The following is a 14,282-nucleotide window of genomic DNA, read 5'->3' on the forward strand; positions in this document are numbered from 1 at the left end:
GGAAGCGGGCCGCCGCGGCTGTGCGCGGTCCTGGCGGACCGCAGAAGGAGCAGACTGCGTCTGTTCCCGCTTACTTCGAGGCCGTCTTGCGCGCCGTGGTCTTGCGCGTGGCGGTCTTCTTGGCCGGCGCGGTCTTCTTGACCGCGGCAGCCTTCTTCGCGACCGTCGCCGTGGCCTTCTTGGCGGTGGCGGTGGTCTTCTTGGCCGCCGTCGCCTTGCTGGCGGTGGCGGTGGTCTTCTTGGCCGCCGTGGCGGTCTTCTTGACCGGGGTCGCCTTCTTCGCGACAGCGGCCTTCTTCGCCGCGGTCGCGGTGGTCTTCTTGGCCGCGGTCTTCTTGACCGGAGCGGCCGCCTCGGCGGCAGCGGCGGACGCGACGCGCTTGGTGGCGGCGCGCTTCACGGCGGCGGTGGTGCCGCTCTTGCCCGGGGTCAGCGAGCCCTTGGGGGCCTTCTTGACCGAGGGACCGTCCTTGGGCAGCTTCTTGCTGCCGCTGACCAGGTCCTTGAAGCCCTGACCCGGGCGGAAGCGCGGCACGGAGGTCTTCTTGACCTTGACCTTCTCGCCGGTCTGCGGGTTACGGGCGAAGCGCGCGGAGCGCTCCACCTTCTCGAAAGTGCCGAAGCCCGTGACCGACACCCGGTCACCGGCCACGACGGCACGCACCATGGTGTCGAGCACTGCGTCGACGGCCTCTGCGGCAGCCTTGCGACCACCCAGCTGCTCGGCCACCGCTTCGACAAGCTGAGCCTTGTTCACGTCTTCCCCTTCAGAAACGGGCGCCGGATGATTCCATCCGTTCAATTCGCACGTTAGGCATCTATTTGCGGACTTTCAATTACCAAACGCGCGAATCACCCTAGTGTCGCAATGGATTTGCGCGTCTGCGACCTCAGTGGACGGGCGGACGCCCCTCGTCGAGGTCCTGCACAAAGCGACTCAACCGCCGCGCCGCCTCCGGGAGATCGCGCTTGGCGGTCTCGGTGACGATCAACAGCTGTCGGGTGAGAGCGGTCTTTGCGTCATCAGACGCATGCAGCGAGTACACGCGGGCGTGAGCCTGCTTCAACCGCTCTGCCACTAGCGCGTAGAGCGCTGCGACTTCCGGGTCGTCCGGTCCCTCATCGGCTGAGGTGTCGACGTCCGGCCGATCGTCAATTCGACTCTCGACCTCCGGGGCCACGAACTCCGTTGACGCGGGATCGCTGCCCGCGTACGGAGGTTCATGGTGCCGGTGCATGCTCTGATTGTGCCATCCGTCCGGACTTGCGACGCGCCGGGGTTTATCCCCGGCACACGCGAGGGCCAAACCGACCCCCCTCAACGACGATGGCCCGCCCCCCCAACGGGGAGACGGGCCATCCGGCACGGCGTCAGAAAGCGAGTGCTCAGAGCACCGGCAGCGTACGCGGCTTGAAGGTCGGCCGGGTCTGTTCGAACACCGTGATGTCATCAGCGTTCTGCAGAGTGATGCTGATGTCGTCCAGGCCGTTCAGCAGCCTCCAACGGACGTTCTCATCCAACTCGAAGGAAGCCGCAATACCCTCGGCACGCACCTCGCGAGCCTCCAGGTCAACGGTCACCTCGGCGCTCGGATCGGCCTCGGTCAGCGCCAGGATCCGCTCCACCGTCTCGGCCGGCAACACCACGGTGAGCAGGCCGTTCTTCAGGGAGTTGCCCCGGAAGATGTCGGCGAAACGCGAGGAGATCACGGCCTGGAAACCGTAGTTCTGCAGTGCCCAGACGGCGTGCTCGCGGGACGAGCCGGTACCGAACTCCGGGCCCGTCACCAGGACCGTGGCGCCGCTGCGCTCGGGCTGGTTGAGAATGAACTCCGGGTCCTTGCGCCAGGCCTCGAACAGCCCGCCCTCGAAGCCCGAACGGGTCACCTTCTTCAACCAGTGCGCCGGGATGATCTGGTCGGTGTCGACGTTGCTGCGGCGCAGCGGAACGGCCCGGCCGGTGTGGGTGGTGAACTTCTCCATGACGCGTCAGACCTCCACAGCGACGTTGGACGACAGATCGACGGGAGCGGCCAGACGGCCCAGCACCGCGGTCGCGGCGGCGACCTGAGGCGAGACCAGGTGAGTACGACCGCCCTTGCCCTGGCGCCCCTCGAAGTTGCGGTTCGAGGTGGAGGCGCAACGCTCGCCCGGGGCCAACTGGTCCGGGTTCATGCCCAGGCACATCGAGCAGCCCGCGTGCCGCCATTCGGCGCCGGCCGCGGTGAAGACCTTGTCCAGGCCCTCCTCGACGGCCTGCAGCGCCACCCGGACGGAACCGGGGACGACCAGCATCCGGACGCCGTCGGCGACCTGGCGGCCGTCCAGGACGGCTGCGGCGGCCCGCAGGTCCTCGATCCGGCCGTTGGTGCAGGAGCCGACGAAGACCGCGTCGACCTTGACCTCGCGCAGCGGCGTACCGGCCTGCAGGCCCATGTACTTCAGCGCGTTCTCGGCGGCCACCCGCTCCTGCGGGTCCTCGAACGAGGCCGGGTCCGGCACGCTGGCGCCGAGCGGGGCGCCCTGGCCGGGGTTGGTGCCCCAGGTGACGAACGGGGTCAGCTCGCTCGCGTCGATGACGACCTCGGCGTCGAAGACCGCGTCCTCGTCGGTGACCAGGGTCTCCCAGTACGCCACCGCGGCATCCCAGTCGGCGCCCTGCGGGGCGTGCGGACGGCCCTGCAGGTAGTCGAAGGTGGTGCGGTCCGGGGCGATCATGCCGGCTCGGGCGCCCGCCTCGATGGACATGTTGCAGATGGTCATCCGGGCCTCCATCGAGAGGCCGCGGATCGCCGAACCGCGGTACTCCAGGACATAGCCCTGGCCGCCGCCGGTACCGATCCGGGTGATGATCGCCAGGATCAGGTCCTTGGCCGTGACGCCCTCGGGGAGTTCGCCCTCAACGGTGATCGCCATGGTCCTGAACGGCGCCAGCGGCAGCGTCTGGGTGGCCAGCACGTGCTCGACCTGGCTGGTGCCGATGCCGAACGCCAGTGCGCCGAAAGCACCGTGGGTCGAGGTGTGAGAGTCGCCACAGACCACGGTGGTGCCGGGCTGGGTGAGTCCCAGCTGGGGGCCCACCACGTGGACGACGCCCTGCTCGACGTCGCCCAGCGAGTGGATCCGGACGCCGAACTCGGCCGCGTTGCGCCGCAGCGTCTCCAACTGCACCTTGGAGACGGGGTCAGCGATGGGCTTGTCGATGTCGAGGGTGGGTGTGTTGTGGTCCTCGGTGGCGATCGTCAGGTCGGTGCGGCGAACCGTACGTCCGGCCAGCCGGAGGCCGTCGAACGCCTGTGGACTGGTCACCTCGTGCAGCAGGTGCAGATCGATGTAGAGCAGGTCGGGCTCGCCCTCGGCGCGCCGGACGACGTGGTCGTCCCAGACCTTCTCTGCGAGTGTCCGTCCCATCGCATTCCCTCCAGCCGGCCGCTCTGCCGGCCTTCTCGTGTAGTCGAGGTCACTTTCCGTGGCGCCCTAGACGGGGCTCGCTTACGGCGACCCGCACGCCGGATCGGTATCCCAGGCGCCGACCGCGTGGCAGCTGGCACCGCGCGGCCCGTACCGGGGGTGTCTCCCGGGCTGCTCCATCCAGAGTGGCGCTTTTCCCGCGAGATTGAACTTGCGTCTCGCAGATTGAGACTGCAGTATCGGGGTATGGACAACTCTAGCGGCGTCGGCGTTCTCGACAAGGCCGCTCTGGTGCTCAGCGCACTGGAGTCGGGCCCCGCCACGTTGGCGGGGCTGGTCGCCGCCACCGGTCTGGCGCGGCCCACGGCCCATCGTCTCGCCGTCGCACTCGAACACCACCGCCTGGTCACCAGGGACATGCAGGGCCGCTTCATCCTCGGCCCCCGACTCCCCGAACTCTCCGCCGCGGCGGGCGAGGACCGGTTGCTCGCCACCGCGGGCCCGGTCCTGACCCACCTGCGCGATGTCACCGGCGAGAGCGCACAGCTCTACCGCCGGCAGGGCGAGATGCGCATCTGCGTCGCCGCCGCCGAGCGTCTCTCCGGCCTGCGCGACACCGTCCCGGTCGGCAGCACCCTGCCGATGAAGGCCGGTTCCGCCGCCCAGGTCCTGCTCGCCTGGGAGGAGCCCGAACGGCTCCACCGCGGGCTCCAGGGCGCCCGCTTCACCGCAACCGCGCTGAGCGGCGTCAGGCGCCGCGGCTGGGCCCAGTCGATCGGCGAGCGGGAGCCGGGCGTCGCGTCCGTCTCCGCGCCCGTCCGCGGCCCCTCCAACCGCGTGGTGGCCGCCGTCTCGGTCTCCGGCCCCATCGAGCGGCTGACCCGCCACCCGGGCCGCATGCACGCCCAGGCCATCATCGAAGCCGCCAACCGCCTCACCGAAGCGCTGCGCCGCGGCTGAGAAAACCCGAAAAGCGCGTCGGCCCGCCCCGGAAATGGGGCGGGCCGACGTGCTTTTCGGGTTTGCGTACGAGAGATCCCGGAAAACAAAAAACCCCCCGGTGACCGGGGGGACCTCACTGGCTGGGGTACCAGGACTCGAACCTAGACTAAATGAACCAGAATCACTCGTGCTGCCAATTACACCATACCCCAAAAAAGCACTCGGCCAATGGGACACAGCCCACCGGCCTACCTGCTCGTACCCCCGACCGGATTCGAACCGGCGCTACTGCCGTGAGAGGGCAGCGTGCTAGGCCGCTACACAACGGGGGCAAACCTGGTGATCCAGCTTCGCCGCCTCCGGGCCTGGCCACCCCCGTCGGGGGAAGCAGCACCGGATGGTGACTGATGAAGGATCTGGTACCCCCGACCGGATTCGAACCGGCGCTACTGCCGTGAGAGGGCAGCGTGCTAGGCCGCTACACAACGGGGGCTCAACCATATGCAATTACAGGAACTGCGTACCCCCGACCGGATTCGAACCGGCGCTACTGCCGTGAGAGGGCAGCGTGCTAGGCCGCTACACAACGGGGGCTTGCGATACAACGTACTGCGCTGGGGTACCAGGACTCGAACCTAGACTAAATGAACCAGAATCACTCGTGCTGCCAATTACACCATACCCCATCAAAACACAACCTCTTGCGAGGCCCTGCTCGATGCTTGCGCCTTTGCGGATCTTGGTGAGGCTTCTGGTCCCTCTCCGTGCCCTACTGGGCGGCGCAGAAAGAACATTACCCGACGCCTGCCCCCGCTCCAAAATCGATAACCGCAGGCAGGCCGTCGGCCTGGTCACAGCAGGTGCGCCGCGACCAGGCCGCAGACCGGGTCAGCCGGTCCGGAGCGCGTCCAGGGCCAGCGTGAGACGGCGCAACGTCTCGGCGCGCCCGAGCAGTTCCATCGACTCGAAGAGCGGCGGGGAGATCCGCCGGCCGGTGACGGCCACCCGCAGCGGGGTGAAGGCGAACTTGGGCTTGATCCCGAGCCCCTCCACCAGCGCCTCGCGCAGCGCGGCCTGGATCGGCTCCGGGGTGAAGTCCGCCAGCTCCTCCAGCGCCTTGATGCTGGCCTCCAGGACCGGACGGGCGTCCTGGGTGAGCGCCTTGGCCGCGTCGTCCGGGTCGACCGCGAAGTCGGCCGGGTCGACGAAGAGGAAGCCCGCCATCTCGACGATCTCGCCCAGCACGACCATCCGCTCCTGGGTCAGCGGAGCGGCCTTGGCCAGCAGCTCCAGCTGAGCGGGCGTCGGCTCGGCCGGCAGCAGGCCCGGGGCCTGGAGGTACGGCAGCAGCCGGCGGACGAACTCCTCGGGCGCCAGCTCGCGCAGGTGGCGGGCGTTGATCGCCTCGGCCTTCTTCAGGTCGAAGCGGGCCGGGTTGGCGTTCACCTTCGCGATGTCGAAGGCGGCGACCAGCTCGTCCATCGAGAAGTGGTCGTTGTCCTCGGAGAGCGACCAGCCCAGCAGCGCCAGGTAGTTGAGCAGGCCCTCGGGCAGGAAGCCGCGCTCGCGGTAGAGGTTGAGGCTGGCCTGCGGGTCGCGCTTGGACAGCTTCTTGTTGCCCTCGCCCATCACGTACGGCAGGTGCCCGAAGCGGGGGGTGGCGCCGGTGCCGACACCGATCTCGGCCAGCGCGGCGTAGAGCGCGATCTGGCGCGGCGTCGAGGAGAGCAGGTCCTCGCCGCGCAGCACGTGGGTGATGCCCATCAGGGCGTCGTCCACCGGGTTGACCAGCGTGTAGAGCGGGGCGCCGTTGGCCCGGACGATGCCGTAGTCCGGCACGTCCTTGGGCTCGAAGCTGAGGGTGCCGCGGACCAGGTCGTCGAAGACGATGGTCGAGTCGGGCATCTTGAAGCGCAGGATCGGCTGACGGCCCTCGGCCCGGTAGGCGGCCTTCTGCTCGTCGGTCAGCGTGCGGCACTGGCCGTCGTAGCCGGACGGGCGGCCGGCCGCGCGGGCGGCGTCGCGGCGGGCGTCCAGCTCCTCGGTGCTGCAGAAGCACTCGTAAGCGTGGCCGGCCTCGTGCAGGCGGCGGGCGACATCCGCGTAGATGTCCATCCGCTGGGACTGCCGGTAGGGCTCGTGCGGGCCGCCGACCTCGGGGCCCTCGTCCCAGTCGAAGCCGAGCCAGCGCATCGCGCCGAGCAGCTGGTGGTAGGACTCCTCGGAGTCGCGGGCCGCGTCGGTGTCCTCGATCCGGAAGACCAGCTTGCCGCCGTGATGGCGGGCGAAGGCCCAGTTGAAGAGGGCCGTGCGGACCAGGCCGACGTGCGGGTTCCCGGTCGGGGACGGACAGAAGCGAACCCGGACCGTGGGGTCCAGCTCGGTGTTAGCCACGCTTGATCACCTTATTGGCGAGAGTGCCGATGCCTTCGATGGAGACGGCGACCTCGTCGCCGACGTTGAGCGGTCCGACACCCGCGGGGGTGCCGGTGAGGATGACGTCGCCCGGGAGCAGCGTCATCGCCTCCGAGATGTGCACGATCAGCTCGGCGATGGTGCGGACCATCAAGGAGGTCCGGCCGGTCTGCCGGAGTTCGCCGTTGACCGTGCAGGTGATGGCCAGGTCGGACGGGTCGAGTTCGGTCTCGATCCACGGTCCGAGCGGGCAGGCGGTGTCGAAACCCTTGGCCCGGGCCCACTGGCCCTCGCGCTGCTGGACGTCGCGGGCGGTCACGTCGTTGGCGCAGGTGTAGCCGAAGATCACCTCGGGCACCCGCTCCAGCGGGACCTCACGGCACATCCGGCCGATCACCACGGCCAGTTCCGCCTCGTGCTGGACGTCCGAGGAGAACGGCGGGTAGGCGATCGCCTCGGTGGGGCCGATCACCGAGGTGGACGGCTTGAAGAAGGTCAGCGGGGCGTCCGGCACCTGGTTGCCCAGTTCGGCGGCGTGCGCCGCGTAGTTGCGGCCGACCGCGACGATCTTGTTGGGCAGCATCGGGGTGAGCAGCCGGATGTCCTGCATCCGGTAGCTCTCGCCGCTCAGCTGGGGCGGTCCGAAGGGGTGGCCGGTCAGGGCGTGCACCACCAGCGACTCCGGTTGGGAGCTGTCGCCCTCGACCACGCCGAAGGAGACGCTGCCGGCGGCAGGGCTCCCTTCCCGGACAGAAAACCTGGCAATACGCACGGCTTGGCAACCTTTCGGTGCTGCGGAGATTCAGCCCCAGGCTATCGCCAGGGAACGCCGGAGGGCGCCGCCATTACTGCTGGCGGCGCCCTCGGATGCGCGAAGTCAGGCCCGCTGCTCGGGGACCGTCATCAGGATCGTGCGGCGCGGGTTGGCCGTGCTGGTCGGCAGCTCGGCGGCGTACTCGACCGGCTCCTGCGAGGCGCGGGCGCCCGGCAGCTTGCTGAAGTCCTCGACCGAGGCCAGGGTCGTCCGGCGCGGGTTCGCCGTGGGACGGGAGCCGAGCGTCGACTTGGGGGCCGACTTGGGCGACTTCAGGGACATTGCGTCACACCTCAGGTTGGGGCCGCCCCGGCGGGGCGAACTGCGGAACTACACCGAGCCAGGGTAGAGATCTCTTTCCACAGTCACCGTGACCAAAGCTACACATTGGCCTGTGATTTTGCTCACAAATCGGCGCCCAAGGCCCGCATAGTGGATATTTCACCCAAGAAGGAAATTCCGACAATCGGGCAGTATCCGGCATATCGGGAACCCGCTGGGGCGGCGAGGCTTGAGCATCCGAACACCAACTGTCCGATAAGGGCGGAATCCACCGCTTTGGACCCACCGTCCGTGAGGCCGCGCGCGCACTCGGTAGCTCCCGACCGGGGCCCACCCCGCCCCTTGTTGGAGTTCCCCCGCTGTGCTGGAATGCCACGAACCGCCGGAGGTGAACCCTCCTTGGCACTGCGACCGCCGCGAACTGCGATCCATCGACCGCACGCCGGACACCCGCAGTGCGGAGGACCTACCCACGGCGGCTCGTGTGCATTCCCGGATCAGCCGGGGTGTAGATATCGAAACTCGACACCGCCCCGTCCTCGGCAACGCGGAGGGGCGCCCGGTCCAGAGGTTGCGACGCCAGTGCAGGGACGTTTCAAAAGGGGTAGCGGCGCCGCGGGCCACCCGGAGTCGCGCGAACCCCTCACCAGCCCCGACCAGCCGGCGCCCGACGCCGTGCCGGGCGACCAGCTGATCAACGGTGCCCCCGAAGCTGAGTCCGACGCCGAGGAGAGCGCCGCCGGCAGCCGGCTCAGCCGCGCCAAGCTGCGTGGCTCGCTCAACCGCCGTCGCGCCACCGGCCTGGGCCGGATCCGGCTGCGCAACTGGCGCATCCGGACCCGCCTGATCGCGCTGCTGCTGCTCCCCGTGGTGGTCGCCATGGTCCTCGGTGGTCTGCGCGTGCAGTCCTCGATGCAGAACTCCAGCCAGCTGGCCCAGATGGCCAACCTGAGCGACCTGGCAACGCGTGCCACCGCACTGGCCGACGCGCTGGAGACCGAGCGCGACATCAGCGCCGGCCCGCTCACCCAGACCGGCCAGGCCAACGACGGGGTCGAGGCGGCGCGCAAGCAGACCGACGACCTCAACAAGGCGTACAACGCGCGCGCCGACAGCTTCGACGGCATCGACCTCTCCGGCGGCAACTCGCTGCTGATGCAGGTCCGCAAGGACATGATGCTGCTGCCGGACGTCCGCCCCAACGCCTACAAGCAGCCCGACAACATCGAGTCGACGATCACCAGTTACGACACGATGATCAAGGACCTGCTGTCGATCAGCCAGGACATCGCCCTGGCCTCGGCCAACCCCGACCTGGTCAAGGCCACCCGCGCACTCCAGCAGTTCTCCCTCGAGAAGGAGAGCAGCTCGATGACGCGCGCGCTGATCAGCGCCGCGCTGGCCCACCCGGGCGGCGCCAGCATGAGCGAGTCGGACCAGAGCTTCGGTGTCCGCCTGCAGACCTCGTACGACAACGCGGTCACCAACTTCAACGACATCTACGGCAACACCGCCGCGCAGAAGTTGCGGACCCGGCTGAGCTACAACTCCGAGATCGCCGCGTCCAACCGCTACGCGCAGCAGGTGATGCAGGCCAACGGCATCCAGTCGGCCGACCCGCGCACCTACCTCGACTGGTACGAGCAGTCCAGCACGCTGATCGACAACGAGCGGGCGATCGAGAACCTGCTGCTGGAGCAGCTCAAGGGCGAGGCCCAGAAGCTCCAGTCGGCCGCCGACACCGAGACCATCCTCAACGGCGTGCTGATCGCGCTGGTGCTCTTCGTCGCCGTCCTCGGCGCGGCCCTGGTGGCCCGCTCGATGGTGCGCTCGTTGACCAAGCTGCAGACCGCCGCCGAGGACGTCGCCGAGCGGCGACTGCCCGAGCTGGTCAAGACGCTCTCCGAGAGCGACCCGCACGACGTGGACGTCACCGTCGACCCGGTCGGCATCGACTCCGCGGACGAGATCGGCCACGTGGCCCACGCCTTCGACATGGTGCACCGCGAGGCGGTCCGACTGGCCGCCGAACAGGCGCTGCTGCGAGGCAACATCAACGCGATGTTCACCAACCTCTCGCGCCGCAGCCAGGGCCTCATCCAGCGCCAGCTCTCGCTGATCTCGGAGCTCGAGAGCCGCGAGGCCGACCCCGACCAGCTCGCCAGCCTCTTCAAGCTCGACCACCTCGCGACCCGCATGCGCCGCAACGGCGAAAACCTCCTCGTCCTCGCGGGCGAGGACCCGGGCCGCCGCTGGACCCGTCCCGTCCCGCTGGTCGACGTGCTGCGCGCCGCCGCCTCCGAGGTGGAGCAGTACGAGCGCATCGAACTGGCCGCCGTCCCCTCCGCCGAGGTCGCCGGCCGCGTCGTCAACGACCTCGTCCACCTGCTCGCCGAGCTGCTGGAGAACGCCACCTCGTTCTCCAGCCCGCAGACCCGCGTGCGGGTCACCGGCCACGCGCTGCCGGACGGCCGGGTGCTCGTCGAGATCCACGACACCGGCATCGGCCTCAGCCCCGACGACCTCGCCGACATCAACGAGCGGCTCGCCAGCCCGCCCACCGTCGACGTCTCGGTCTCGCGCCGCATGGGCCTCTTCGTGGTCGGCCGCCTCTCGCTGCGCCACGGCATCCGGATCCAGCTGCGCCCCAGCGACTCCGGCGGCACCACCGCGCTGGTCATGCTCCCGGTGGACGTCACCAACTCCGCCGACCGCCGCGCGCCGGGGACCCGCCCGCCCGGCGGCCCGGCGGGCAAGCAGCAGCGCGGGGTCGGCCCGACGCCGCGCCAGCAGCGGCCGCTCGCGGCCGGCGCCGACGCCCCCGGTGGGCGTCCCGCACCCGCGCTCGGTCAGGGTCCCGGCGGTGGACAGACCGCCCCCGGTGGCCGTCCGCAGCTCCCCCAGGGCCCGCAGGGACCGGGTGCACCCGGTGCCCCGACGCAGGGCCGGCCGGCCCCGACGGCTCCCGGTGCGCCGGGTGCCCCGGGCATGCCGACCGCTCCGGCCCAGGGTTCGCCCAGCGGCGGCCTGCCGACCCGCGCGGTCGGCCAGTCGCTGCGCGAGACGCCTCCCGGTCAGCCGCCGCGCCGCGGGGCCGAGCGCCCCGGCGCGCCGGCCGCTGGTGCCGGTGGTGCCGGTCTGCCGCGCCGCGGCCAGCAGCAGGAGCAGGGCCCCCGGTCCGCTGCGCAGGGTCCCCGCCCGGGTCAGGAACGCCCCCGCACGGGTGCCGAGCTGCCCCAGCACGGCCGGCCCGAGCAGGCCGACCGCCCGCAGGGTCCCGGTGCCCCGCAGGGCGCCCGGCCCGACGAGCTGCCGCAGCGCCAGCAGCGCAACCCGTTCGAGCGCAAGCAGCAGCCGCAGGGCCAGCGCCCGCCGCAGGGCCCCGGCCAGGGCCCGATGCCCGGCCAGGGCCCCGCTCAGGGCCAGGGTCCCGGTCAGGGCCAGCGACGGCCGCAGGGCCGCCCGGGCCAGGGCGCGCCGATGCCCCGGCAGCAGCAGCCCCAGGGCCCCGGCCCGCAGGGCCAGGAGACCCGGCAGCAGCCGGCCGTCGGCCAGGGCGCCCCGCAGGCAGCCCCGCAGGCGATGCCCCAGGGCATGCCGCAGGCAGCTCCGCAGGCGCCCCAGGCTCCGCAGGCACCGCAGGCACCGCAGGCACCGCAGGTCGCCCCGGTGGAGAGCACCGTGCAGTTCGCCCGGCCGCGCTTCGAGGCCAGCGAGATCGACCCGCGCGACCCGCTGGGCCTCGGCCTGGTCGAGCCCGTACTGCCGAGCGTGGCCAGCCCGGCTGCCCGGCCGCAGGCTCCCCAGCCGCAGCAGCAGTACCAGGCCCCGCCGCAGCAGCAGTACGCCCAGCAGCAGGCTCCGCAGATGGCCCTGCCGCCCCGTCAGCAGCAGGCCGAGCACGGACCGGCCCAGGGCGGTGGCGCGCAGGACGAACAGTGGTTCCGCACCGGCGGCGCCAGCCGGATGGCCTCGGTCCAGGTGAACGCCCCGCAGCAGGACGGCCAGCAGCAGGAACGGCCCCGGCCGTACCAGCCGCAGCGTCCCGGGACCAGCGCCCCCGGCTTCACGCCGGAGCAGGAGCAGGCGCAGCAGGCCCAGGAGCAGGCCCGTCGGCAGGCCCAGCAGCACCAGCAGGCGCAGCAGCAGGCCCAGCCGCTCGACGGCCAGCCGGACGCCCCGTGGCGCCCGTCCGCCAACGACGAGCGCTGGCGCCGGGCCGAGCAGCTGCGCGAGCCCAGCTCCAGCGGGGTCACCATGTCGGGCCTGCCCCGGCGGACCCCGCAGGCCAACCTGGTCTCCGGCACCGCCGAGGCGGCGCCGCTGACCGGTCCGCAGGTCTCGCGCGCTCCCGAGGAGGTCCGGGGCCGGCTCACCAACCTGCGCCGCGGCATCCAGCAGGGCCGCCGGGCAGGCGCCGAGGCGACCCAGGGCATCCCGATCACCCCCCAGCAGTTCGACGGTTCAGCCCCCGGCAGTGCCAGTGACGGCCAGGGCGACTACCGTGCCCAGTCACCGGACGGTGGCTTCGGCAACGGAAGCCTTGGCAGCAACGGCTTCGGCACAGACAACCAGGAGCGTTGAGTTGAGTCAGATGAGTCAGGCAGCCAGCAATCTGAACTGGCTGATCACCAATTTCGTGGACAACACCCCCGGGGTGTCGCACACGGTGGTGGTCTCCGCCGACGGTCTCCTGCTCGCCATGTCCGAGGGCTTCCCTCGTGACCGCGCCGACCAGCTCGCCGCCGTCGCCTCCGGCCTCACCTCCCTCACGTCCGGCGCCAGCCGGATCTTCGAGGGCGGCGACGTCAACCAGACCGTCGTGGAGATGGAGCGCGGCTTCCTCTTCCTGATGGCGGTCTCGGACGGCTCCTCGCTGGCCGTCCTCTCCTCCCCGGACTCGGACATCGGCCTGGTCGGCTACGAGATGGCCCTGCTCGTCGACCGCGCCGGTGCCGTCCTCACCCCCGCCCTGCGCGCCGAACTCCAAGGCAGCCTCCTGCACTGACAGGGACCACCATCACCCGTCGGGCCTGATCCCGTGCCAGGCCCGACGACGACCTACCCCCAGAGCTGACGCAGGCTCAGCCGCAGTGCTAGGAGGACCTAGATGACCCCGCCCCCGACACCGGCCGGTTCCTACGGCAACGGGTACGGCTCCGGCTACGGCGACCAGGACAACGGCGGCTACGAGCAGCAGCCGTTGGTCCGCCCGTACGCGATGACCGGTGGCCGCACCCGCCCGCGCTACCAGCTCGCGATCGAGGCACTGATCTCGACCACGGCCACCGCGGACCGCACCGGCGGCCTGCTGCCCGAGCACCAGCGGATCGTCCAGCTGTGCCGCGAGGTCAAGTCGGTCGCCGAGATCTCGGCGCTGGCCGGGGTGCCGTTGGGGGTGGCCCGGATCCTCGTGGCCGACCTCGCCGAAGCCGGCCTCGTCGCCATCCACCAGCCCGCCGCCGCCGGCGAGTCGGGCGGAACGCCGGACGTCACGCTGCTCGAAAGGGTCCTCAGTGGACTTCGCAAGCTCTAGCCCCGCGGCCGCCACACGAGCCACCACCTCCGCGAAGATCGTCGTCGCAGGCGGCTTCGGCGTCGGCAAAACCACCCTCGTCGGCGCCGTCTCCGAGATCAACCCCCTGCGCACCGAAGCCGTCATGACCAGCGCCAGCGCCGGCATCGACGACCTCACCCACACCGCAGGCAAAACGACCACCACGGTCGCCATGGACTTCGGCCGCATCACCCTCGACGAAGACCTCATCCTCTACCTCTTCGGCACCCCCGGCCAGGACCGCTTCTGGTTCATGTGGGACGACCTCGTCCGCGGCGCCATCGGCGCCGTCGTCCTCGTCGACACCCGCCGCCTCGCCGACTGCTTCCCCGCCCTCGACTACTTCGAGAACAGCGGACTCCCCTTCGTCGTCGCCCTCAACGGCTTCGACGGACACCAGCCCCACACCTCCGACGAAGTCCGCGAAGCACTCCAACTCGGACCCGACACCCCCATCGTCACCCTCGACGCACGACGCCGAGACAGCGCCAAAAGCGCCCTCATCACCCTCGTCGAGCACGCCCTCCTCGCCCGCCTCCGATGAGGAGGGGCCCGCTCCTCGCCCCCCTCCGGTAGGCACCGTACGACCCGCAGCGGGGGCTCCGGAGCCCGGAGTTCCCCGCTGTGTATCGCATAACGGTTCGGTAGGCATTTCGGACGTTTTCGTCACACTTCGTAGTCGTCCTGATTCATTCGGCTCCACACGCCGGAGAGTTTGAACGCTCCTGTGACGAAATGTCCCAATTGAGCGCCGGTGACCGGACGACCAGGGCTGTTTGTCCCGAATCCCTGCACGTGCTGAAATTCCAGCTACCCCGAAGTCCAGCTAAGGCAGTTCCACCCAGCGGTGCGCTGCGGCCA

At 70.4% G+C, this 14,282-nt stretch carries 12 protein-coding genes and 5 tRNA genes; 5 read left to right on the top strand and 12 right to left on the bottom strand.

Features of this window, described 5'->3' with window-relative positions; genetic code table 11:
• Positions 1-70 precede the first annotated feature (70 nt).
• The 4 genes from BS80_RS15125 to leuC all read right to left on the bottom strand — a co-directional run bounded on the left by BS80_RS15125 (position 71) and on the right by leuC (position 3,411).
• Entirely contained in the window at positions 71-757 is a 687-nt protein-coding gene (locus BS80_RS15125; protein WP_035797791.1) for an HU family DNA-binding protein, read from the bottom strand.
• Between the two features lie 133 nt (positions 758-890).
• Complete coding sequence (locus BS80_RS44090; RefSeq protein WP_035801265.1) at positions 891-1,157, bottom strand: SCO5555 family protein; 267 nt, start codon at positions 1,155-1,157, stop codon at positions 891-893.
• A 229-nt stretch (positions 1,158-1,386) separates the two neighbouring features.
• Positions 1,387-1,983, bottom strand: a complete 597-nt coding sequence (gene leuD / locus BS80_RS15135) for a 3-isopropylmalate dehydratase small subunit (protein ID WP_035797793.1) — start codon at positions 1,981-1,983, stop codon at positions 1,387-1,389.
• 6 nt (positions 1,984-1,989) lie between these two features.
• Positions 1,990-3,411 carry a 3-isopropylmalate dehydratase large subunit gene (gene leuC / locus BS80_RS15140; RefSeq protein ID WP_035797795.1) on the bottom strand — a complete coding sequence of 474 codons (1,422 nt, stop codon included), beginning with the start codon at positions 3,409-3,411 and terminating at the stop codon, positions 1,990-1,992.
• Positions 3,412-3,657: 246 nt separating this feature from the next.
• On the opposite strand from leuC, the gene ndgR reads away from it, so the two are divergent.
• On the top strand, positions 3,658-4,371 hold the full coding sequence (gene ndgR / locus BS80_RS15145) for an IclR family transcriptional regulator NdgR (RefSeq protein ID WP_035797797.1): 714 nt from the start codon (positions 3,658-3,660) through the stop codon (positions 4,369-4,371).
• Between the two features lie 119 nt (positions 4,372-4,490).
• Here the strand turns inward: ndgR and BS80_RS15150 are convergent.
• The 8 genes from BS80_RS15150 to BS80_RS15185 form a co-directional block, all read right to left on the bottom strand.
• Positions 4,491-4,565: transfer RNA gene (locus tag BS80_RS15150), tRNA-Gln, on the bottom strand.
• 47 nt (positions 4,566-4,612) lie between these two features.
• Positions 4,613-4,685: transfer RNA gene (locus BS80_RS15155), tRNA-Glu, on the bottom strand.
• 85 nt (positions 4,686-4,770) lie between these two features.
• Positions 4,771-4,846, bottom strand: a tRNA-Glu gene (locus BS80_RS15160).
• A 28-nt stretch (positions 4,847-4,874) separates the two neighbouring features.
• Positions 4,875-4,947: transfer RNA gene (locus BS80_RS15165), tRNA-Glu, on the bottom strand.
• Between the two features lie 20 nt (positions 4,948-4,967).
• Positions 4,968-5,039 (bottom strand) — tRNA-Gln (locus tag BS80_RS15170).
• Positions 5,040-5,241: 202 nt separating this feature from the next.
• Positions 5,242-6,747 (bottom strand): glutamate--tRNA ligase, encoded by a 1,506-nt coding sequence (gene gltX / locus BS80_RS15175; protein WP_035797799.1) that lies wholly within the window; start codon positions 6,745-6,747, stop codon positions 5,242-5,244.
• The gene (locus tag BS80_RS15180) at positions 6,740-7,540 is read right to left on the bottom strand and encodes a fumarylacetoacetate hydrolase family protein (protein ID WP_035797801.1); all 801 of its coding nucleotides are present in this window, start codon (positions 7,538-7,540) and stop codon (positions 6,740-6,742) included. Before BS80_RS15180 ends, gltX begins: the two co-directional genes overlap by 8 nt.
• 105 nt (positions 7,541-7,645) lie before the next feature.
• On the bottom strand, positions 7,646-7,864 hold the full coding sequence (locus tag BS80_RS15185) for a hypothetical protein (protein WP_035797802.1): 219 nt from the start codon (positions 7,862-7,864) through the stop codon (positions 7,646-7,648).
• Positions 7,865-8,446: 582 nt separating this feature from the next.
• On the opposite strand from BS80_RS15185, the gene BS80_RS15190 reads away from it, so the two are divergent.
• The 4 genes from BS80_RS15190 (at position 8,447) to BS80_RS15205 (ending at position 13,965) form a co-directional block, all read left to right on the top strand.
• Positions 8,447-12,448 (top strand): nitrate- and nitrite sensing domain-containing protein, encoded by a 4,002-nt coding sequence (locus BS80_RS15190; protein WP_051966641.1) that lies wholly within the window; start codon positions 8,447-8,449, stop codon positions 12,446-12,448.
• Between the two features lie 10 nt (positions 12,449-12,458).
• A complete protein-coding gene (locus tag BS80_RS15195) occupies positions 12,459-12,872 on the top strand; it encodes a roadblock/LC7 domain-containing protein (RefSeq protein ID WP_035797804.1) in 414 nt (137 codons plus the stop codon).
• Positions 12,873-12,974: 102 nt separating this feature from the next.
• A complete protein-coding gene (locus BS80_RS15200) occupies positions 12,975-13,400 on the top strand; it encodes a DUF742 domain-containing protein (protein ID WP_035797806.1) in 426 nt (141 codons plus the stop codon).
• The gene (locus BS80_RS15205; protein WP_035797808.1) at positions 13,381-13,965 is read left to right on the top strand and encodes a GTP-binding protein; all 585 of its coding nucleotides are present in this window, start codon (positions 13,381-13,383) and stop codon (positions 13,963-13,965) included. The genes BS80_RS15200 and BS80_RS15205 overlap by 20 nt, the downstream gene beginning before the upstream one ends.
• Positions 13,966-14,282 lie beyond the last annotated feature (317 nt).

Origin of the sequence: Kitasatospora mediocidica KCTC 9733 (assembly GCF_000744225.1) — a bacterium.
GTDB classification, from domain to species: Bacteria; Actinomycetota; Actinomycetes; order Streptomycetales; family Streptomycetaceae; genus Kitasatospora; species Kitasatospora mediocidica.

Bases quoted from the DNA above. Each gene is read 5' to 3' on its own strand.
- ndgR (WP_035797797.1), top strand. From the start codon at position 3,658: ATGGACAACTCTAGCGGCGTCGGCGTTCTCGACAAGGCCGCTCTGGTG.
- BS80_RS15200 (WP_035797806.1), top strand. From the start codon at position 12,975: ATGACCCCGCCCCCGACACCGGCCGGTTCCTACGGCAACGGGTACGGC.
- leuC (WP_035797795.1), bottom strand. From the start codon at position 3,411: ATGGGACGGACACTCGCAGAGAAGGTCTGGGACGACCACGTCGTCCGG.
- BS80_RS15185 (WP_035797802.1), bottom strand. From the start codon at position 7,864: ATGTCCCTGAAGTCGCCCAAGTCGGCCCCCAAGTCGACGCTCGGCTCC.
- BS80_RS15195 (WP_035797804.1), top strand. From the start codon at position 12,459: ATGAGTCAGGCAGCCAGCAATCTGAACTGGCTGATCACCAATTTCGTG.
- leuD (WP_035797793.1), bottom strand. From the start codon at position 1,983: ATGGAGAAGTTCACCACCCACACCGGCCGGGCCGTTCCGCTGCGCCGC.